Origin of the sequence: Paenibacillus sp. NPDC057934, assembly GCF_042887565.1 — a bacterium.
In the GTDB taxonomy this organism is placed as follows: domain Bacteria; phylum Bacillota; class Bacilli; order Paenibacillales; family Paenibacillaceae; genus Paenibacillus_AQ.
In genome coordinates this window covers 555,394-575,006 of the sequence record NZ_JBHVPB010000002.1, presented here as the reverse complement: position 1 = coordinate 575,006, position 19,613 = coordinate 555,394, and the positions used below count along the sequence as shown (strand labels likewise).

Below are 19,613 nucleotides of genomic sequence, written 5' to 3'. Positions count from 1 at the left end.
ACGGAACACTAAGTGTACGTGTTCCGCTCTTTTGATGCTTGCCTTTATTCAATTCTCCCGGTTACCCGGAGGACTAGATTATTGTTTAACTTGTGCCATAACTTCTTCAACAAAGTTATCGACTTTCTTTTCCAAACCTTCACCCAACTCAAAACGTACAAAACGACGGATGGAGATATTTTCACCAATGGTGCTAATTTTTTCGTTCAGCAATTGGGAAATGGTTTTGTCAGGGTCTTTAACGAAGGATTGCTCAAGCAGGCAGTATTCTTCATAGAACTTGCTGATGCGGCCTTCAACCATTTTCTCAATGATTTTCTCAGGCTTACCTTCGTTCAGAGCTTGAGCCTTCAAGATTTCTTTTTCTTTCTCAACGTCTGCTTGCGGAACTTCTTCGCGACGTACATAAAGCGGATTAGCTGCTGCAATTTGCATAGCGATATCGCGCGCGAACTCTTTGAAGGAATCTGTTTTACCAACGAAGTCAGTTTCACAGTTGATTTCTACCAATACGCCAATACGGCCACCAGCATGGATGTAAGATTCTACAACGCCTTCAGTTGCAACGCGTCCAGCTTTACTTGCTGCTGCGGACAAACCTTTTTCACGAAGCAATTCAGCGGCTTTGGTGATGTCGTTGTTTGCTTCTTCAAGCGCCTTTTTGCAATCCAGCATACCTGCGCCTGTTCTTTCACGAAGCTCTTTTACTGCCTTTGCATCTACTGCCATTGATTATTCCCTCCAGATATGTTGTCGTTTTTCTTGCCAATATCCTAAAAAAAGGGCAGTGAGAGGTTATCCACCTGCCAACCACCCTTTTCATTTAAGTTCTTGTTTATGTTGTAAGCACTACTTAAGCTGTAGTTGTGTCTTCGCCTTGGTGAGCTTCGACAACAGCGTCAGCCATTTTACCAGTCAACAGTTTTACAGCGCGAATCGCGTCGTCGTTACCTGGAATTACGTAGTCAATTTCATCTGGATCACAGTTGGTATCAACGATAGCCACGATAGGAATACCCAATTTGCGAGCTTCCGCAACAGCGATGCGCTCTTTACGCGGATCAATGATGAACAACGCGCTTGGCAGACCTTTCATGTTCTTGATTCCGCCCAGGAACTTCTCAAGACGATCTTTCTCCTTGCGAAGAAGGATAACTTCTTTCTTAGGCAGAACTGCGAAGGTACCGTCTTCTTCCCAAGCTTCCAATTTCTTCAGGCGATCAACACGCTTTTGAATAGTTTGGAAGTTAGTCAGAGTACCACCCAACCAACGTTGGTTGATGTAGAACATACCCGAACGTTCAGCTTCTTCTTTTACGGAATCTTGAGCTTGTTTCTTTGTTCCTACGAAAAGGATTGTGCCGTTGTCGCCAGCGACGCTCTTAACAAAGTTGTAAGCTTCCTCTACCTTTTTAACCGTTTTTTGCAGGTCAATAATGTAAATTCCGTTTCTTTCAGTGAAGATATAACGATCCATTTTTGGGTTCCAACGACGAGTCTGGTGACCGAAGTGTACCCCAGCTTCGAGAAGCTGCTTCATGGAGATTACTGCCATCTTCACACACCTCCTAAGTTTGGTTTATTGTGTGTCTCCTCCGCCATGTGTCATTTTTCGGCAAGACTTTCTTCGAAAGAAAGCACCGCTTGCCTGAAATCAACCGGCGTGTGTTTTAACACCGTCAATTAATATACCATAATTTAATACTGGTTGCAACGCCCAACTCGTAATTTCAGCAAAAAAGATGGATAATCCCGTATTTCAGGCAGCTTAATGACTGCCAGAACAGGATTTCCATCTTTCTACAAAATAATGCTATAGATGCGTCCAAGCTCTATCGGCTCTACTTCTTCAGCGTAATCAGCTTTTCAATAATGGAGTCGATGCTCTCACCCTTTTCAAAGCTGTAGGTACCATACTGAATCTTTGTGTTGATCTTGCGTTCTTTAGCCGACTTCAGAAAAGCCTCTTTATCTTTGACCGCACCCGACTGGGCCAGCAAATCAGCTGTTCTTGTCAAAGTGATGCCGCTTGGAATCCGTACAGTAACCACTTCTGGTTTAGGCGCCCCGGGTGTCTCAGGCCGCTCTGGAACATATGGAACTCCTGTATCCTTCGGCTGCTGAGCGACCTCATCTGCTGGCGAAGAGGGAACTGCAGGCGTGGAAGGCTCCACAGCTTTCGGCGTGGCAGCAGGTGACGGCACGACCGCTGTAGCCGGTGCCGATGGCGGCGAAGAAGCCTCCGGTGCGACTGGCACCTTCGTACTAACCGGTTCGCGAGTGCTACCTCCCTCGTCCAGCGGACCTTCCGTACTACCGGGCTGAACTTCCAACCCATACTCTCCTTGTGTAAGCAGCTTGCCGGATTCATCAGACACTTTCAAGTTCAGCTGCGCCGCCCCCTTGAGGACCTGCTCTTTCGTTAGCGGAGCTGCATTGCCCGAGATCATAACCTGAAGCAGCAGAGCCCCGGCAACTAGGCCAGAGCCAAGTCCAAGCAGAAAGGAACGATTCTTCATCATACCGATTCCTCCTGTTTGGCAAGCTGGAGAATCAGTTGTACCTCTCCCCGCTGCAGTCCTGCAGTCTTGGCTATAGAATCTATAGACTTGCCTTCCTCATGCAGTTCAAATAAACGAGGGTAACGCAGCTTAATGGAACTCACTGGCTTCGGTTTCACCTCAGGCGGCGCCACTACATGCTCCACATTATCTGCAATAGTTGGTTGAAGAGCCGCTTGATTTTCTATCGACGTCACCAATTGACGTACAGTTTCCGCTTCTTCGTTCATTCTGGCTTCAAGCTGCTTGGAATGTTCCTGCTGCTCGCTCAGAGCCCCTTGCAGGTCCTTGATCTGCTCAGTCAGTGCCGCCTGATTGCTCTGGGACTGCTGCTTAATGCTGCTCACTAATTGAACTAACTCTTCATTCTCGCGTTCCATATCCGCCATGTAGAGTTCAAGCGCCGCCTCGGTCTCCTTAAGGCTTTGCTGCTCTGTCTTCTTGCCCTCGCGGGCACGCGCCGGCATAATCAGGGCGTACACAATTGTGACAGCGCCCACCAGCACAATATACCCCCATGGTTGCAAGTGCCAAATCCCCTTTTGCTTAAAATAATATTAGTTCATTATAGGCTCAAATCGATGCGAAGCCCTTTGTACGGATGCTTTGCACCAAGGCTTCCATCTGAGTTGTGACCTTTTTCCTGCGAGGAATGCCCTCCCGGATTGTTGCCCCGTCCACCATCGTCACGCAAGGCGGTCTCTGAAGGATCATCGACTTCCGCAGTACGCTGAGTCATTTCCTGGCTTTGCTTTACATTCTGTGCAGCTAGTTGCTGCTGGTCTGCCGCAGGACGATGCTGAAGCTCGTTCTGAATTCTTCCCGCCTCTGTAGTCCGAGGCACAGCAATTTGCAACTCCACCGGTTTCAGACTCATATCGACCCTCTTTTCACAAAATAAGAATTTGTAAATGGCCGGCCGCCGATGCTGCCCGCCTGAGTTAGATGTACGGCGTGATTGAGATATCACCTTCGCTATATGCGAAAACGACCCGTTCTGTAGGGTCTTTTACAAATCTGGTGTACCTGCCAATCACGATTTTGCAGCCTCCGTATATCGTCTTAACAGCCTCTACTCTGGCTCTGCCCGTATCCTCTAGCATTCTCTCAATCTCAAGTATCCGTCCCTTGATTCTTGTTTCTTCCCGTTGATGGGATTGCTTGGTGGCATTGAGCTTGACGCGCAGTGCTATTTTGTCGGGAGACAGCTGACCGCTGTTCGCTAATTGATTCAGCAGATAAAGTGCCTTAGAGGTCTTATCGTCATTCTCAAGCAGTTGGCGTAACTGTTGACGAAGTTCATTAATCTCATTTCTCAGCTCTGGCAATACGCCCACTTCAATGGCTGTTGCCGTCGACATCGTGTTGCCGATGGTCCGTGCGACCACACGCTCGCCGGCCTGAACGCTCCCGCCGACAATTAGACCTTTCGTGCCGTTACAAATCACTTCGTGTCCTGCACGTATATCGGAGTGCATAATGCTCTGTGAAACAATAACGTTTTCGCCTGCAGTCACATTCCCGTCCTGGATAAAGGACACTTTTACATTTTTACCAGCGTTGATATGTCCTTTGTGGTAACCAATAATGCCTCCTGTAATCTCGATGGAGCCGCCGGCAATTAGCTCCGCGCCTTCCACCCCACCGACCACCCGAATATCGCCCTCCGATTTGACAGAGAACCCGGTGAGAACATTGCCACGGATAACAACAGTACCCACAAAATCAATATTTCCGGTACTGTAATCTACATCCCCGTTGACCTCGTACACTGGAAAAACATTGATCTTGCCTTTTTCCGTAATCGTCACAAGACCGTCTATTGCAGCATACATTGAGTTCTCTTCATTGCTGACCAGGACGTTCTTACCCACTTTAAACTGGGCTTCACGCCCAGCCTTGAATGGTAGTTCTTCTCCCGTCACCATTTTACCCGGTTTACCGGGCAGTGGAGGAATGGTCTTGGCAATCAGCTGGCCTTTACGGACATTATGCAGCCGAACCAGGTCCTTGTAATCGACCTTGCCGTCAGCCTTCTCGGCAGGCCCACGATCTTCTTCCATATCAATAGTAAGAACAACTCGTCCATCAGTACCATTCTCGGCGGAGTCACCAATCGCAATAGGCACTCTATTGAAGAAATACTCCTCGGGATGAGTACTGAGACGCTGGACAATATCCCGTTGAATACCATATCTGATATTATGACTGTGCAGAAAAGCCTCCAGCTCTTCGATCGAACAGGAAAAATTCTCGTCTTTTTTGGAAAACTGGAGATAAGCAATGCCCTTGTCATCCGAGAAAGTAATACTCAGGTACTGATTCAAAGCATAATGACCGATCAAATTATACTCCCCCTTGTCACCGCAGTACGGTTAATCGTTTTGCATAAGAAGATCACGGTTTTTCTCCAGCGTTCCTCTCAGCCGCAAAATGGCTTTAGAATGGAGCTGCGAAATCCTCGAGGGGGATAGTGACATGACCTCGGCAATTTCGCTTAAAGACAAATCTTCATAATATAAAAGGGACACCACGGTCCGTTCTTTCACCGTTAGTTTCTCAATGCCTTTGGTAAGGGTCTCACGCAAATAAAATTCGTTTACCTTACGATCCGGATTCTTGGCCTTGTCATCCACCAGGATGGACATCCGGGTCTCCGATTCTTCTTCGCGAATGGGGTCTTCCAGTGAGCAGAGTGACATAACGGCCACATCCTGCAGCATATTTTGAAATTCTTGTTCACTAATGTTCAGGTATTGACTCATTTCTTCGTCGGTAACAGACCGTAAATATTTCTGTTCCATCTGTTGATAAGCATCCTCGATCTTTTTGGCTTTTTCCCGTACTGACCGGGGAACCCAGTCACTCTGGCGCAAAGAATCAAGGATCGCCCCACGCACCCGCCAGGAAGCATAGGTCTGGAACTGGAGCCCTCGTTTATAATCGAATTTTTCAATGGCATCAATCAGCCCCATAACACCATTGCTGGCTAAATCATCCTTGGATACGTTTTTGGGCAATCCTACAGCCAAACGGCTGGATACGTAATCTACAATATGGAGATAACTCTCAATCAGCTTTTTCTTCGCTTCAGGATCGCCGTGTTCTTTCCACTGCGTCCATAGCCCGTCTATCTCCGACTGAGAAGCTTTACGCTCGTTCAACAGCTTTCACCCTTCCCAAAGTTTAGTCAGTGTGCCTTGAATAAGGAACCGTACAGCTTTGCCGAATAACGGTTCCTGCAGCACTACCTTATTCTTCTTTCAGGTGACGAACGGCCTTGGCCAATTCTTCAGGATCTTTCATGGTGACCAGCTTCGGCGGCTTTAGCGGTGTGAATCCTCCGTTATCCCCGTCCCCGTCGGCCGGCTTTGGCTTCAAAAGATTCTTCAATTCCTCATCCTCATCCGGAGTGCTGATATTCAGTCTGGCACCCAGCGCTTTTTCGCCGTCCCCGCTAGCTGGGTCCGTGAGTCCTTGTGGTTCCGTTTGTTTCATCATAACACCCAATACCCATCTAAGAAGAAATGCAAGCAAGAACCAGGTAATAAATCCAAATAATCCTCGGACCAGACTGGTCATTAGTAAGTTATTTCCGTAGGTGACAAGGAAGGTTAACACAAAGCCTATAACGCCAGACAGCAAATTTATCAAAATGTTTCCAATCATCATTATAATTCCTTAGCGCCTTTTTGCACACTTCGGATATACAAGACTCCGGTGCCGCAGGCGATCTCTATCGTACGGCCATAATTGCCGCCGGTATCTTCAGCAAGTAACGGAATGTTCAAAGCTTCAAGCGCCAACTTACAGGATTCCACATTACGAGGCCCGATCCTCATGGTGTCACTCCCTCCAGCAAAGGCAAACATTTGCGAACCCCCCGCCATTTTGGCGACGATTCGGCTGCGGACCGCCCCAAGTGCGAGCAGGCGGTTCAACAGTTCCGGCACAGCTGTATCGGCAAACTTAGCGATATTGAGCTGCCCCTCCCTGGCAATTTCGGAAGACGGCAGCATTACATGTGCCATTCCCGCCAGTTTTTTACCCGGATCATACAGAGTCAATCCTACGCAAGAGCCAAGTCCAGTTGTACGGATCAGACCCTGGCTCCCGACATTAAGATCTGCCATGCCTACCTTGATGATGGTTTGTTCATCAATCATTGTCGAAAGGAACTCCTAGTGATTTGAAGATTTTCGGGAACGATTCTGGATCGGGAATGAGGAAGAATTGTCCTTCAATCTCATTTTGCCCCTCCAGAAACGTCGTATCTATCAGCAAAGCATCATCGCCCATTTGCCCAAATTGTAGCAAGCCGTAGCCCAGAATTGCCCCCGCCATGTCCATTGCCAGTGCAGGTACCGTTGGGTACATGGTGAGCGAAGTAAAGTCGGCCAGTGAAGACAGATAGGAACCGGCCAAAATGTTGCCGATTTCATTCAATGCGGATAATTCCATTTCGCTCAATTCTTCCCCACCAGACAGCTCGATCCCAGCCACACGGCTGAGTAGATTGACGGCCGCTTCCGGTGTAAGAATGAAGAACAAATTGCCAGGTGCATCACCTTCAACCCGCAGGAATACGGCATACACTAATTCTTCGGCTCCGCCCACTTTTTCAGTAATTTCCTCAAAGTTGAGCAGTTGAACCTTTGGTACGGCCATATCAATCGGTTTGCCCAGCAGCTGGGATAACGCGGTGGCAGCGTTACCTGCTCCTATATTACCGACTTCCTTGAGCACATCCATTTTGAAATCCTTGAAGTTTTTGAACAACTCCACTGGTTAGCCCTCCAGGCCTTCCAATTGTACGATTTCGCTCTTGTTGAGCACCTCGGACAAATTGAGCATGATCAACAGACGGTCTTCCCCGATTTTGGCCACCCCGTCCAAGTACTTGGCTTTGATGCCACCCACTACATCGGGAGGTGTATCAATGGAATCCCGGTTAAGGTCAATGACATCATTGGCGGAATCTACTATAAATCCTACTTCCATCTCGTTCACAGCTACAATTATTACCCTCGTCTGGTCCGTGTGTTCAGCCTCAGCTATGCCGAAGCGGCCACGAAGATCAATTACAGGGATAACAACCCCGCGCAAATTGATTACTCCCTTGATAAAAGAATACGTCTTTGGTACACGTGTGATCGGCATCATACGCTCGATAGTCTGCACCTTATCCACTTCAATGCCGTATTCTTCGACACCTAATTTGAACACTATCACTTTAATATCTTCAGCCATGGAATGAACCTCCCTGTTCTATCCTAGTTATTTAATAAAAGCGTTCGGATCAATAATGAGTGCCACCTGTCCGTCACCAAGAATCGTAGCGCCGGATATACCTTGAATCTCAGGCAGATATTTGCCGAGATTCTTGATTACAATCTCGTTCTGCCCGATAAAGTCCTCTACTGCCATAGCCACGAGGCGTTCTCCTTTACGGACCACAACGATTTCCGTCTCTTCCTCGTTGCTCTCATCATAATCAGGTACGGAGAATAAACGGCTCAAGGAAACGAGCGGAATATGGCTGCCTCGGAACTCCAGCATTTTGTTGCCATGAATGGTACGGATTTGAGATTGCTTGATGATGCCGGTCTCTACAATCGAAGACAACGGAATCGCATACTTCTCCGAACCGAGCTTAATCATCATTGCCGCAATGATCGACAGTGTAAGTGGAAGCTGTACCGAGAAGTTAGTTCCTTTACCCGGTGTGGAGTAAATGGTCACATTTCCGCCCAGCGCAGTAATCTTGGCTTTAACGACGTCTAGTCCCACGCCACGTCCAGAAACGTCGGAGATGACTTCCGCCGTACTGAATCCAGGGGCGAACAACATTTGATAAGCTTCTTCATCCGTCTTGCTTGCCGCTTCCTCTGGGGTAAGGATCCCTTTCTTAACAGCAGACTTCAGAACGTTCTCAGGGATAATCCCTCTTCCATCTTCTTCTATTTCGATGAATACATGGTTACCACTGTGAAATGCGCGCAGGTTGACTGTTCCGGTCTCCGGCTTACCGGCAGCAATCCGGTCAGTAACAGATTCAATCCCATGGTCAACGGCATTGCGCAGTAAGTGCACGAGCGGATCTCCGATTTCATCGATGACAGTTCTGTCCATCTCAGTTTCTGCACCGGTAATTACAAGATCAACCTTCTTGTCCAAAGACTTAGCAAGGTCACGAATCATCCGCGGGAACCGGTTGAATACCGTATCGACCGGCACCATGCGCAGCTTCATTACGATATTCTGCAAATCGGCGCTAACCCGGCTCATATGCTCTACCGTTTCGGTAAGATCACCACTTTGCATTTCCGAAGCGAGCTGTTCCAGACGTACCCGGTCAATAAGCAGTTCACTGAACAGGTTCATCAGGACATCCAAACGTTCAATATCCACCCGGATGGTCCGCGATGGCGCACCGCCCGTTCGGCCAGCGGCTGGAGACTTAGCCCCTTCCTCTTTAGCAGCTGCTCTTGGAGCTGGAGTGGACGCAGCAGTTGGCGGGGCAGGGGTTTCCACAGCCACAGCTACCTCAGATGCAGCGGCAACCGCTGCGGCTGCGGCCGTGTCCTGACCAAGCTGATGTAAGGATTCTTGGTCCAGCGCAATTGCCGTCACCTTGTCAATTTCCGACAGATTCAGGATCATGGCTTGAATTTCACTGGCATCCTTTTGAGTTATGTAATATAGCGAAAAGCTGTGATCAAATTTCTCCTGCTCAATATCTTGAACGGAAGGGAAGGATTTAACGACCTCGCCGGAGCGTTCCAAGAGATCAAACACCATATAAGAGCGTACCGCTTTAAGCTGACAATCCTCACGAATTGCAACCTCCACGAACATGACCTTATGGCCTTCCTGAATAGACTGCTCCAGAACGGAGAACTGGAACTCGTCCAAATGTATTGGCGTTTCAGCCTGAGAAGGAGCTGCCGGGGCGCTTCCAGTCGATGCACCACCCGCTGTAGGAACTTCGCCGCGAACAATAGCCTGAAGATCAGTTACAATAGCAGAAACATCAGCCTTGCCTTCTCCGCCTCCAGTAATATCCTGAACCATGGACTCTAAGGCATCCAGACTTTTGAACAAGGTGTCAAAAATGAAATCCTGCATCCGCAACTTGTTGTTGCGGACCAGATCAAGCACGTTCTCCATTTGGTGAGTAAGTGAAGCCAAATCCTCAAAGCCCATAGTTGCCGCCATACCTTTCAAGGTATGCGCAGAGCGGAAGATTACCTGTACGATGCTCAGATCCTCAGGATTTGCTTCCAGCCCCATCATATTTTCGTTCAATGACTGCAGATGATCATTTGACTCATCAATAAACATGGATAAATACTGATTCATGTCCACTAACGAGCACCTCCCCTTCGAGTTCGCTTTTCCGTTATTTAACGGCTTGCACCAGTCTTGGAGCTATTTCCTGCAAAGGCAGGATATGTCTAACGCACTGCAGTTCAACCGCAGAGCGCGGCATCCCATATACAACACAAGTCTCTTCACTCTCGGCAAAAGTTGAACAAACGCCGGACTCATAGAGAGCATTCATCATTCTTGCTCCATCGCTTCCCATCCCTGTCATGAGTACAGCATGACGTTCCAGCGACGTAAGCGGAAGCAAGGATTCAAATAATGTATCTACAGACGGTCGATGGCCGTTGCGTGCCTCTTCCTTTGTAAGCGAAAGGGTATATTGCCCGCCGGAGCTTTGAACAACCTTCATGTGATAGCCACCCGGGGCGATATACGCGGCCCCTTGCCGCAATACCATACCCGGCTCCGCCTCGGCCACTTCCAGTGGACTGAAGGTATTCAGTCGCTGTGCCAGCGATTTCGTGAAGTTAGGCGGCATATGCTGCACAATCACGATCGGCGCTGGGAAATCGGCCGGAATGTTCTCCAGCAACGCCTTAAGGGCTCGCGGTCCCCCGGTAGAACAACCTACAGCGACGATTTTGCTGAGTCCCTTGACAGGACTGGATTTCCGGTCCGTGCTTGGAGCACCAGTCACCACTACAGGTTCAGCGATGACCTCCGTTTGTGACCGGAGTATATGCATAGACTCGCGCTCAGGTTTGAGGCGATTCATCAACTTCTCGGAGGCAGGCTTTGGAGAAGTTGGCGGTGGAAGAACCGACTTCTTCGTAGCTTTGCTCTCCGTCGCAGCTTTTTTCTGTGAAAGCGTGGCAGTGTCGACCACTTCTGTTAGCTTAATGCCTCTATCTGCTTCGGCAGGCTTACTTGCCGATAACCCAGACCTTTTCGCCGGAAACTCCAGATTCTTTCTTACAGGCTGTATGCTTGGTTGAATGGTTTGTCCCTGCGGCGCTATAGGCTCAACAGGTTTAACTTCGATGGCTTTAATTGCTGTCTCTCTGATTTGTCTCTGATGTCGGGCCAACATCGCTTCCTTCATCTGCTCACGCAGCGATTCCCCCACCGCGATGATATCTTGCGAACTGGAAATTGATGGCTTACGGATAAAGTCGAAGGCTCCCCATTCCAGTGCAAGAATGGTCTCCTTCATACCTTCCTCGTTGATGCCTGACAGCATAATTACGGGAAGCGGACGCTCAGCCATGATTATTTTCAGCGCTTCCAGGCCGTTCATTTCCGGCATTTCCACGTCCATGGTCACAAGGTCGGGGCGTAGATCATTCACCTTCTCAATCGCCTCACGGCCATTGGCTGCCGTTGCCGTTACCTGAAAGTCAGCATCGTTTTCAATCAAATCGGAAATGATCTTGCGCATAAATGCAGAATCATCAACAACCAAAACTTTATATGGCTTCATATCATTTCCACCTCTGTTCCTGAATTCAGAACATGTACTACCTGTTTCGTATTAACCACTTGCGAATAAACCCCTTAATCCCCTGAACTTTGGTTTCTATGGCGGCATCGCTTGCCAGATAACGAACGGCTAGAAGATGAACGTCTTTGGCTGCCGCGCTGTTTGGATACGCGAGAATAAACGGTACTTGTCTTTTCACAGCCTGAACCACATGGGAATCACTGCTGATATGACCCAAGAAAGGAAGATTCAGTTGCAAAAACCGGCTTGTCGCCATTCGAATTTTGTCACTAGTTGCTGCTGCTTCCCGTATGTCCCCGGCTTGGTTGACAATAAGTCTGAAAGAAACATCGGGATGAGAGTTATGTACCACTTTCATTAGTGCATAGGCGTCTGTTATAGCCGTTGGCTCCGGGGTGGTAACCACCAGACAGTCATCAGCGGACGAAATAAATTTCATCGTTTCCTTGGACAAACCAGCACCTGTATCAAACAAAATATAATCCATGCTGTCAGCAATCTCGGCAATCTGTGTTGTAAAATAATTGAGATCAGCCTCAGAGAGCGAGAACAGTTCGTCCATACCAGAACCACCTGCAATAAAAGGAAGATCCTGCGGACCAAGCTGGATGACCCGGCTAATATCGGCTTCTCTTGTTAGCAAATGATAGAGGTTATATCTGGGAGAGACCCCCATCAACACATCTATGTTCGCCATCCCGATGTCAGCGTCGAATAAGAGTACTTTCTTGCCCAGCGACTGCAGGGCCAACGCAAAATTCAGTGTGAAATTCGATTTGCCAACGCCACCTTTTCCACTGCAGACTGTAATGATCCGGGCGGTAGAACTTTCCTTGGTTATGCGTTTGGTGTCTTGGCTGGACACAAGATGTCTTAAAGATTGCGCTTGATCCATTAATACCCACCTGTTCCCAAGAGCATATCAGATAGTTCTTCTTCAGAGGCAAGCAACAGATCATCTGGAACGTTCTGCCCGTTAGTCAAGTAAGACAAGGTCAACGGAAAATCATTCAACACATTGAAAAGAGGACCGTAGCTTCCCGTTTCATCCAACTTCGTAAAGATTACTTTATCCAGCGGATACCTGCCAAAATGCTCGGCAATTTTCTTCATATCCCGGCTCTTAGAAGTCATGCTGAGAACCAGATAAGTCTCGCTCTTTAGCTCCTTGGCCAACATGCTCTGCAATTCAGCAACGAGCAGTTCATTGCGATAATTACGCCCTGCCGTATCCATTAATACGAGATCACAGCTTTCGAGTCGGAACATCGCCCGTTGCAAGTCACCAGGTGACTGAACTACTTCAAGTGGAATGTTCAAAATAGATGCATAGGTCCGTAGCTGATCTACAGCCGATATCCGATATGTATCCGAAGTGATCAAGCCCACCTTACGGCCATACTTGAAGAGCTGCTCTGCGGCTAGCTTGGCGATTGTCGTTGTTTTACCAACACCTGTAGGTCCGGCAATGTATACGATCTGCGTATCCGGACGTATCCCCTGAGCTACACGACCAGAGAGAAAGCTGCTGATTTGTTCAGCCAGACATGCGTCGAACTGCTCATGTCTCCAGGTTCGCCCTTCATCATTCCAGCGGTCAAAAATAGTGCTAATCCATTCTTCAACCAGCACCGTATCCATCTCCTGATCTACCAGTTGGCTCCTGAGTATCTCCAGGCGATCCGGCAGATCACGTGTGCTTGAAGAATGACGGGCAATTCGTTCCATCCACTGCTTCATTTCACGAATTTCACGCAACACCTCAGGATCAGGCGCTGATGCTTCATTTAAAGCAGACCTTCTCGCTTCCTCCATAAAGTCGACATTAAGGAGCGGGAACTCAGGATCCTTGCTGAGTAAAGGCTGTCTTATCTCCTCCAAAGTCGAAGGTGGATCTTGGCGCAAAGCCGGAGCTGGAACAATTGGCGCCTCCTGAATGCCTATAGCCTCAGACAGTGCTGCAGCAATCTCGGCAAACGTGCGGTTCTCGGCAGGTGCCGGCTTCTCTTCAGCAGCCTGCGGCGTGACAGATGCTCTTTTATACGCCTGAGGAACAGCATTGCGCGGTATGCTAAGAGAAGGCGCTGGCGACTTGGCCGGAGCAGCTGGCTTCTGCTCCTTCTCTACAGCAGCAACCACTTCTATCTTTTTCTTTTGGAAAAGCCCAATAAATCCGCCTACTTTGATTTCTTTGGTACTAAGAATGACGGCGTCGCTGCCAAGCTCATTGCGGATGGACAACATAGCATCAGGCATCGTATCCACCACATAACGCTTCACTCTCATAGATTCACCACTCCAACGCTTTGAATTTCAATGTTCGGTTCCAGTTCGCTGTAGGAGAGCACCGGAATATCCTGCATCGTGCGTTCAATCACCTGCCGCAAATACATGCGGATATTCGGTGAGGTCAGCACAATCGGTTGCTGTCCCGACTGAAGCAGTCGATTGATCTGCTCGGTCAGTCGCTGGTAGACCGTTTGTGTGGACACCGGATCCAGTGCGAGATAGCTACCCTGCTCCGATTGCTGTACACTTTCAGAGATTTTCTTTTCCAGTGTCGGCCCTACGGTTATTACCCGTAACGTCTCTCCGGTCTGAGAGAACTGTTGAGTAATTTGTCTCGACAAGGACTGACGCACATACTCGGTAAGAATGTCAGGATCCTTGGTGTAGGTTCCATAGTCTGCGAGTGTCTCGAAGATAGTTACGAGATCCCGAATGGAAATCTTCTCACGAAGCAATTTCCCCAGTACCTTCTGCACATCCCCAATGGCCAATACCGAAGGAATGAGCTCATCCACAAGTACAGGGTAGTTCTCTCGCAAATTGTCGACCAGCATTTTGGTTTCCTGACGTCCGAGCAACTCATGCCCGTGGCGTTTAATCAGTTCAGTAAGATGTGTTGCTACTACAGACGGTGGGTCAACTACGGTATAACCTGACAACTCAGCACGTTCCTTTACTGATTCGTCAATCCACAGAGCCGGCAATCCGAAAGAAGGTTCCACGGTTTCAATCCCGTTGATAGACTCATCATCATACCCTGGGCTCATGGCAAGATAGTGATTAAGTAATAATTCACCGCCACCAACGTTATTTCCTTTAATTTTGATGACATATTCATTCGGTTTTAGTTGAATATTGTCGCGAATGCGAATAACAGGCACCACTAGTCCCATCTCTAGCGCACATTGCCGTCGAATCATAATAATTCTGTCGAGCAAATCCCCCCCCTGGCCCGTATCAGCCAAAGGAATCAAGCCGTAACCAAATTCGAACTCGATCGGATCGACTGAAAGCAAGTTGATAACACTTTCGGGGCTGCGCACTTCTTCGATCTGCTTTTCTTCCACAAGCTGTTCTTCCGCAATCTGCTTTTTATTGAGATTTTGACTCATCCGGTAAGCAGCAAATGCCATCAGTCCAGCTAACGGCAACGTTGTTGTGAGATGAATCGGAGTAAACAATCCCAGGAAGGCTACAGTTACAGCTACAATATAGAGCAGCTTGGGATAAGACAATAATTGTCCTGTCAAATCCTCAGCCAGATTGCCTTCCGAAGAGGCACGTGTAACGATCAAGCCGGCAGCAGTCGAAATGAGCAATGCAGGGATCTGGCTGACTAGCCCGTCACCAATAGTCAGTACGGAATAGGTTGACAGTGCTTCACCAAAAGGCATACCATGAACAACCATCCCGATGATAAATCCGCCGATCAGGTTAATAAGGAGGATAATAATGCTTGCAATAGCATCCCCTTTAACAAACTTACTGGCCCCGTCCATCGCTCCGTAGAAGTCTGCCTCACGCTCTACTTTCTGACGACGCTCACGGGCCTGTTGTTCATTAATCATGCCGGCGTTGAGGTCGGCATCTATACTCATCTGCTTTCCGGGCATCGCATCGAGTGTAAATCTCGCGCCTACCTCGGCCACGCGCTCAGAACCTTTGGTGATTACTATAAATTGAACAACTACCAGAATCAGAAACACTACAAAACCGACAGCAATCTGTCCGCCAGCAATCCAGCTACCGAAGGTAGCAACCACAGCACCTGCATCACCTTCAGAGAGAATCAGCTTGGTTGTCGAGATGTTCAGCGCCAGGCGGAACAGCGTTGTAATCAGAAGCAATGCAGGAAAGATTGAAAACTGCAGAGCTTCCTTGGTATTCATAGCCACCAATATGATGGTTAACGCAATTGAAATATTAACAACCAGTAAAACGTCCAGAAGCCAGGACGGGATAGGCAGAATCATCATAAGCACAATACCGATGATGCCCAGCAAAACAGATAGATCTCTAGCTTTCAATGTCCTTAACCTCCCCCGCCTTATCTCTTCTTGCCTTTAAGCTTGTATACATACGCCAGTACTTCGGCAACTGCCTGGAACAAATCTGCAGGGACGGTATCCCCGATTTCAGCCCTCTGGAACAGCGCCCGTGCAAGCGGCTTGTTTTCCATAGTCACAACACCATGCTCCTTGGCCAGCTCACGTATTCGGAGTGCCACGTAGTCCTGGCCCTTAGCAATAACCTGTGGCGCATCCATCATGGAACCGTCGTATTTCAGCGCTACTGCAAAGTGCGTCGGATTCGTAATAATCACATCCGCTTTAGGAACTTCCTGCATCATCCGCTGCATAGCCATCCTGCGTTGGCGTTCCCTGATCTTGCCTTTAATTAGAGGGTCACCCTCCATTTTCTTATACTCGTCCTTGATATCCTGCTTGGACATCTTGAGACTCTTCTCATGCTCATATTTCTGATACATATAATCGAGAAAAGCCATAACCATCAGCACTGCACCTATCTTGAGTCCGAGCGTCATTGTCAGCTTGGCTACGAATTTGAAAATTCCTTCCGTATCAATATGCGACAGTGACATAATGTTTCTTTTTTGCCCCCATAGCGTACTGTAGACCAGATAAGCGATCAGAAGCAGCTTGAGTATGGATTTAAAAAATTCCACCAGCGAACGCATGGAAAAGATATTTTTAAATCCTTTGATCGGATTAATTTTGCTGAACTTGGGGGTTAGCCCTTGTCCGGTTGCCATAAAGCCGACCTGCATGATATTGGAGACCAATGCCATAAAAAAAGTAACTCCAAACAGCGGAGCCAATAGCAAAAGCACCTGTACTCCGTACCCGCTGAATATTTCCATCACATTCTCTGGTGAAATCTCCTGCAACATCCTGTTTTGAAAAATATCCATATACAAAGTCATGAAGCGTTCCTTCATATAACCGCCAAACATGGATAAACTTAACACTGCGGATAACAGCACGACAGCACCCGACAGCTCCGCACTTTTGGCTACTTGGCCTTTTTTGCGCGCCTCCTGTCGTTTTTTAGGGGTTGCTTTTTCTGTTTTTTCTCCCCCGAAATGCTGAAGATCCAGTTTATAGCGCCTAGGCTGCGGCATAACTCTCTCTCCTTATGGTCACCTATGGACTATTCCCCATCAGCTTCAGCAAGTTGTGCATGGATTCAAACAAAATATCGAACATGCTTCTGAAAAGAACTGCCAGCCCTGGCATCAGCAGAAGTAGAAGCGCCAGACCAACAATGATTTTAAGCGGAACCCCGATCACAAATACATTGTATTGAGGAGCCGTTCTCGCCAGAAAAGCAAGGCCTATATCCGTCAGAAACAATGCCGCCACCAAGGGCGCAGACATTTGAAAAGCAAGGATAAACGATTGGGCAAATGTACGGACAAGGAATTCCGACAAGCTGCCGTCTATCATTTTCAGGAATAGATCATTATTAATAGGAACCCAATTATAGCTGTACACAATTGCATCCAGCAGATAATGATGTCCGTTCATGCTCAAGAACATCAGCAGCGCAATCATATACTTGAAGTTACCGAAAATCGGTGCGGAAGCTCCGGTCATCGGATCAATGACATTCGCAATCCCGAATCCGATTTGGATATCGATAAAGGAACCCGCCGTTTGTATCGCCATAAAAATGAGGTAACCTATAAAACCAAGTAGCAGTCCAACTAAAATCTCTTTAGCAATCAATAGAATATAACTAATATCCTGAGGGACAACCAGCCCGGTTCCACTTGCACTAAACACTACCAGTGCCACAAAAAAGGAAAGGCCGACCTTGAAGGTCATTGGCACCCCATTAGACGAAAACACAGGAACGACAACAAAAAATGCTGAAATTCGACAAAAAAACAACAGAAAGACGGGAAAACTTTGCAGCATGATCTCCATATCAATTACTTACCGATGTACATATGGAGATTGCCCAAAATCTGGCTTGTAAAGTCGACCAATTTCGTAATGATCCAAGGCCCGAACACCAGCAAGGCCAGCATTACTGCGACGATTTTGGGAACAAACGCTAGCGTTTGCTCCTGAATCTGTGTCGTAGCTTGAAAGATACTGATAATTAGCCCAACCGCCAGACCCAGAATCAGCATGGGCGCGCTAGTTTCCAGCACGATATATACGGCTTGGCCAGCTAGACCGATAATAAATTCCGTACTCATCCCCTATGCCTCCTCATAAACGTCAGGTGTTAAAGCTCAATAGCAGCGATTTTATGACCAAGTACCAGCCGTCTACCAGTACAAAGAGCATAATTTTGAAAGGTAACGAGATCATTACGGGCGGTAGCATCATCATCCCCATTGCCATCAGGGTGCTGGCTACCACAATATCAATAATTAAGAATGGTATGAAAATAAGAAAACCCATAGTAAATGCTTTTTTCATTTCACCGATTGCAAAAGCAGGCACAATGACCGTTAATGGGATGTCGCTGTATGTAGCCGGCTTCTCAGTCCCCGTATAACCTGTATATTTCATAAACAGTAACAGGTCTTTGGAATTCGTCTGCTTGAACATGAATTCCTTCATAGGATCAGCTGCCTTGTTTAGCGCCTCGCTCTGAGTAATTGTACCTTTCATATAAGGCTGCAGTGCCGTCTCGTTAATGGTCGAGAATGTCGGCGCCATTACGAAAAGCGTCAGGAAAAGAGCAAGCCCTACCAGCACCTGGTTCGGCGGCATCGACTGTGTACCGAGCGAGGTTCTAACAAAGCCCAGTACAATGACAATCCGAGTAAAACTGGTCATCAGGATAACAAATGCCGGGGCAACACTCAGAACCGTAATAAGAAGCAATATGGATATAGAACTGGTCCCCCCGCTGGAACTATCGTTACTCCCGATTTGCACATTAATATTAGGGATAGGGTCAGCGTGCATCGTATGAATCATAAGAATGCTAAGGCTACTGAGCAGCAGAAAAGCGAAAATTAGCTTTTTTTTCATAAATCCCTCGACTCATTCTTGGCGGCATCTTCCCGAAACAGCTCCTCCATCTTCTCTTTGCGCTCAGGCGCAGACCGAAGCTTGGATTGAAGTGTCTCATAAAAGGACGATGTTTCACTAAGTTCAATTTCCTGAGATGAAACTCCCCCGCGCCGCCTATTTCTCAGTTTGGAGATAAGCGGCACGAGAAAGTTGTTACGGCCCGAGGATTGGTCCTCGAAAGCCGAAATAATCAACGCTACCTCATCCGGGTCGGTCACCTTATCCAATATGGATACGTCCTCTCCGACTCCGATCAAGTACAGGCTGCTGCCAACCTCAATGACTTGCATCGACTTGCCTGGACCAAGCCCCACCGCACCAAGTGTGCGCATGGAGCGGCCGCTCATCCAAGTCTGATTGCGGCGGCCAAGAAAGCGGATCAGCAGCACAATAAGAACAATGATCACCGCAAGAACTAAAATAACGTTAAGCAAGTTCAGCAGGGCATTACCCGTTCCAAGCGGTTCTGTGTTGCTCGGCATATCTGGTTCCTACACGCCTAGCGTTTTGTTGATCGCTTCAATAACACGGTCTGCCTGGAACGGCTTCACGATAAAGTCCTTGGCACCCGCTTGGATTGCATCGATAACCATAGCCTGCTGGCCCATGGCAGAACACATAATCACCTTGGCGCTTGCATCCACTTTTTTGATTTCTTTCAGGGCGGCGATTCCGTCCATCTCAGGCATAGTAATGTCCATCGTGATCAGATCAGGACGCAGTTCCTTAAATTTCTCGATCGCCTGAGAACCGTCCTGAGCTTCGCCCACTACTTCAAATCCGTTCTTGGTCAAGATATCCCGGATCATCATTCTCATAAATGCTGCATCGTCCACGATTAGAATTCGATTAGCCATTTTTACAAAATCCTCCCTA

22 protein-coding genes are annotated in these 19,613 nt (G+C 48.0%); all 22 read right to left on the bottom strand.

From position 1 onward, the window contains the following. Window positions 1-78 precede the first annotated feature (78 nt). Window positions 79-729: a translation elongation factor Ts gene (tsf, locus tag ACFVRY_RS07215; RefSeq protein ID WP_066362085.1), complete on the bottom strand. Its 651-nt coding sequence runs from the start codon at window positions 727-729 to the stop codon at window positions 79-81. A 124-nt stretch (window positions 730-853) separates the two neighbouring features. Then, window positions 854-1,555, bottom strand: coding sequence for a 30S ribosomal protein S2 (gene rpsB / locus ACFVRY_RS07210; protein ID WP_066362087.1), 702 nt, complete (start codon window positions 1,553-1,555; stop codon window positions 854-856). Window positions 1,556-1,841: 286 nt separating this feature from the next. After that, window positions 1,842-2,522 (bottom strand): hypothetical protein, encoded by a 681-nt coding sequence (locus tag ACFVRY_RS07205; protein WP_387498715.1) that lies wholly within the window; start codon window positions 2,520-2,522, stop codon window positions 1,842-1,844. After that, on the bottom strand, window positions 2,519-3,088 hold the full coding sequence (locus ACFVRY_RS07200) for a syntaxin family protein (protein WP_387498713.1): 570 nt from the start codon (window positions 3,086-3,088) through the stop codon (window positions 2,519-2,521). Before ACFVRY_RS07200 ends, ACFVRY_RS07205 begins: the two co-directional genes overlap by 4 nt. A 38-nt stretch (window positions 3,089-3,126) precedes the next feature. Continuing rightward, a complete protein-coding gene (locus ACFVRY_RS07195; protein ID WP_387498711.1) occupies window positions 3,127-3,438 on the bottom strand; it encodes a hypothetical protein in 312 nt (103 codons plus the stop codon). Window positions 3,439-3,502: 64 nt separating this feature from the next. Next, window positions 3,503-4,906, bottom strand: a complete 1,404-nt coding sequence (locus ACFVRY_RS07190; RefSeq protein WP_387498709.1) for a flagellar assembly protein A — start codon at window positions 4,904-4,906, stop codon at window positions 3,503-3,505. Window positions 4,907-4,936: 30 nt separating this feature from the next. Beyond that, window positions 4,937-5,725: a FliA/WhiG family RNA polymerase sigma factor gene (locus tag ACFVRY_RS07185; RefSeq protein WP_066362095.1), complete on the bottom strand. Its 789-nt coding sequence runs from the start codon at window positions 5,723-5,725 to the stop codon at window positions 4,937-4,939. 88 nt (window positions 5,726-5,813) lie between these two features. Then, window positions 5,814-6,230, bottom strand: a complete 417-nt coding sequence (locus ACFVRY_RS07180; RefSeq protein WP_387498817.1) for a hypothetical protein — start codon at window positions 6,228-6,230, stop codon at window positions 5,814-5,816. A 2-nt stretch (window positions 6,231-6,232) separates the two neighbouring features. Then, on the bottom strand, window positions 6,233-6,727 hold the full coding sequence (locus ACFVRY_RS07175) for a chemotaxis protein CheD (protein ID WP_387498707.1): 495 nt from the start codon (window positions 6,725-6,727) through the stop codon (window positions 6,233-6,235). Further along, the gene (locus tag ACFVRY_RS07170; RefSeq protein ID WP_217622385.1) at window positions 6,720-7,313 is read right to left on the bottom strand and encodes a chemotaxis protein CheC; all 594 of its coding nucleotides are present in this window, start codon (window positions 7,311-7,313) and stop codon (window positions 6,720-6,722) included. Before ACFVRY_RS07170 ends, ACFVRY_RS07175 begins: the two co-directional genes overlap by 8 nt. 36 nt (window positions 7,314-7,349) lie before the next feature. Continuing rightward, on the bottom strand, window positions 7,350-7,811 hold the full coding sequence (locus ACFVRY_RS07165; protein WP_066362105.1) for a chemotaxis protein CheW: 462 nt from the start codon (window positions 7,809-7,811) through the stop codon (window positions 7,350-7,352). A 27-nt stretch (window positions 7,812-7,838) separates the two neighbouring features. Then, complete coding sequence (locus ACFVRY_RS07160) at window positions 7,839-9,929, bottom strand: chemotaxis protein CheW (RefSeq protein ID WP_387498705.1); 2,091 nt, start codon at window positions 9,927-9,929, stop codon at window positions 7,839-7,841. Window positions 9,930-9,963: 34 nt separating this feature from the next. Next, window positions 9,964-11,370 carry a protein-glutamate methylesterase/protein-glutamine glutaminase gene (locus ACFVRY_RS07155; protein WP_387498703.1) on the bottom strand — a complete coding sequence of 469 codons (1,407 nt, stop codon included), beginning with the start codon at window positions 11,368-11,370 and terminating at the stop codon, window positions 9,964-9,966. Window positions 11,371-11,407: 37 nt separating this feature from the next. After that, the gene (locus ACFVRY_RS07150; RefSeq protein ID WP_387498702.1) at window positions 11,408-12,286 is read right to left on the bottom strand and encodes a MinD/ParA family protein; all 879 of its coding nucleotides are present in this window, start codon (window positions 12,284-12,286) and stop codon (window positions 11,408-11,410) included. Beyond that, window positions 12,286-13,677 carry a flagellar biosynthesis GTPase FlhF gene (gene flhF / locus ACFVRY_RS07145; RefSeq protein WP_387498700.1) on the bottom strand — a complete coding sequence of 464 codons (1,392 nt, stop codon included), beginning with the start codon at window positions 13,675-13,677 and terminating at the stop codon, window positions 12,286-12,288. The genes ACFVRY_RS07150 and flhF overlap by 1 nt, the downstream gene beginning before the upstream one ends. Further along, window positions 13,674-15,707, bottom strand: coding sequence for a flagellar biosynthesis protein FlhA (gene flhA, locus ACFVRY_RS07140; protein WP_387498698.1), 2,034 nt, complete (start codon window positions 15,705-15,707; stop codon window positions 13,674-13,676). The genes flhF and flhA overlap by 4 nt, the downstream gene beginning before the upstream one ends. 20 nt (window positions 15,708-15,727) lie before the next feature. Then, entirely contained in the window at window positions 15,728-16,822 is a 1,095-nt protein-coding gene (gene flhB / locus ACFVRY_RS07135; RefSeq protein ID WP_387498696.1) for a flagellar biosynthesis protein FlhB, read from the bottom strand. Between the two features lie 22 nt (window positions 16,823-16,844). Continuing rightward, window positions 16,845-17,630, bottom strand: a complete 786-nt coding sequence (gene fliR, locus ACFVRY_RS07130; protein ID WP_387498694.1) for a flagellar biosynthetic protein FliR — start codon at window positions 17,628-17,630, stop codon at window positions 16,845-16,847. 5 nt (window positions 17,631-17,635) lie between these two features. Then, window positions 17,636-17,908, bottom strand: a complete 273-nt coding sequence (fliQ, locus tag ACFVRY_RS07125; RefSeq protein ID WP_066362119.1) for a flagellar biosynthesis protein FliQ — start codon at window positions 17,906-17,908, stop codon at window positions 17,636-17,638. A gap of 22 nt (window positions 17,909-17,930) precedes the next feature. Next, complete coding sequence (fliP, locus tag ACFVRY_RS07120; protein WP_387498691.1) at window positions 17,931-18,695, bottom strand: flagellar type III secretion system pore protein FliP; 765 nt, start codon at window positions 18,693-18,695, stop codon at window positions 17,931-17,933. Continuing rightward, on the bottom strand, window positions 18,692-19,219 hold the full coding sequence (locus ACFVRY_RS07115; protein ID WP_387498689.1) for a flagellar biosynthetic protein FliO: 528 nt from the start codon (window positions 19,217-19,219) through the stop codon (window positions 18,692-18,694). The genes fliP and ACFVRY_RS07115 overlap by 4 nt, the downstream gene beginning before the upstream one ends. A gap of 9 nt (window positions 19,220-19,228) precedes the next feature. Continuing rightward, on the bottom strand, window positions 19,229-19,594 hold the full coding sequence (locus tag ACFVRY_RS07110) for a response regulator (protein WP_066362129.1): 366 nt from the start codon (window positions 19,592-19,594) through the stop codon (window positions 19,229-19,231). Window positions 19,595-19,613 lie beyond the last annotated feature (19 nt).

What these genes read in the sequence shown, in the direction of transcription:
- tsf (WP_066362085.1), bottom strand. Translation starts at nt 729, where the DNA reads ATGGCAGTAGATGCAAAGGCAGTAAAAGAGCTTCGTGAAAGAACAGGC.
- rpsB (WP_066362087.1), bottom strand. Translation starts at nt 1,555, where the DNA reads ATGGCAGTAATCTCCATGAAGCAGCTTCTCGAAGCTGGGGTACACTTC.
- ACFVRY_RS07205 (WP_387498715.1), bottom strand. Translation starts at nt 2,522, where the DNA reads ATGATGAAGAATCGTTCCTTTCTGCTTGGACTTGGCTCTGGCCTAGTT.
- ACFVRY_RS07195 (WP_387498711.1), bottom strand. Translation starts at nt 3,438, where the DNA reads ATGAGTCTGAAACCGGTGGAGTTGCAAATTGCTGTGCCTCGGACTACA.
- ACFVRY_RS07180 (WP_387498817.1), bottom strand. Translation starts at nt 6,230, where the DNA reads ATGATTGGAAACATTTTGATAAATTTGCTGTCTGGCGTTATAGGCTTT.
- ACFVRY_RS07175 (WP_387498707.1), bottom strand. Translation starts at nt 6,727, where the DNA reads ATGATTGATGAACAAACCATCATCAAGGTAGGCATGGCAGATCTTAAT.
- ACFVRY_RS07170 (WP_217622385.1), bottom strand. Translation starts at nt 7,313, where the DNA reads ATGGATGTGCTCAAGGAAGTCGGTAATATAGGAGCAGGTAACGCTGCC.
- ACFVRY_RS07165 (WP_066362105.1), bottom strand. Translation starts at nt 7,811, where the DNA reads ATGGCTGAAGATATTAAAGTGATAGTGTTCAAATTAGGTGTCGAAGAA.
- ACFVRY_RS07155 (WP_387498703.1), bottom strand. Translation starts at nt 11,370, where the DNA reads ATGAAGCCATATAAAGTTTTGGTTGTTGATGATTCTGCATTTATGCGC.
- ACFVRY_RS07150 (WP_387498702.1), bottom strand. Translation starts at nt 12,286, where the DNA reads ATGGATCAAGCGCAATCTTTAAGACATCTTGTGTCCAGCCAAGACACC.
- flhF (WP_387498700.1), bottom strand. Translation starts at nt 13,677, where the DNA reads ATGAGAGTGAAGCGTTATGTGGTGGATACGATGCCTGATGCTATGTTG.
- flhB (WP_387498696.1), bottom strand. Translation starts at nt 16,822, where the DNA reads ATGCCGCAGCCTAGGCGCTATAAACTGGATCTTCAGCATTTCGGGGGA.
- fliR (WP_387498694.1), bottom strand. Translation starts at nt 17,630, where the DNA reads ATGGAGATCATGCTGCAAAGTTTTCCCGTCTTTCTGTTGTTTTTTTGT.
- fliQ (WP_066362119.1), bottom strand. Translation starts at nt 17,908, where the DNA reads ATGAGTACGGAATTTATTATCGGTCTAGCTGGCCAAGCCGTATATATC.
- fliP (WP_387498691.1), bottom strand. Translation starts at nt 18,695, where the DNA reads ATGAAAAAAAAGCTAATTTTCGCTTTTCTGCTGCTCAGTAGCCTTAGC.
- ACFVRY_RS07115 (WP_387498689.1), bottom strand. Translation starts at nt 19,219, where the DNA reads ATGCCGAGCAACACAGAACCGCTTGGAACGGGTAATGCCCTGCTGAAC.
- ACFVRY_RS07110 (WP_066362129.1), bottom strand. Translation starts at nt 19,594, where the DNA reads ATGGCTAATCGAATTCTAATCGTGGACGATGCAGCATTTATGAGAATG.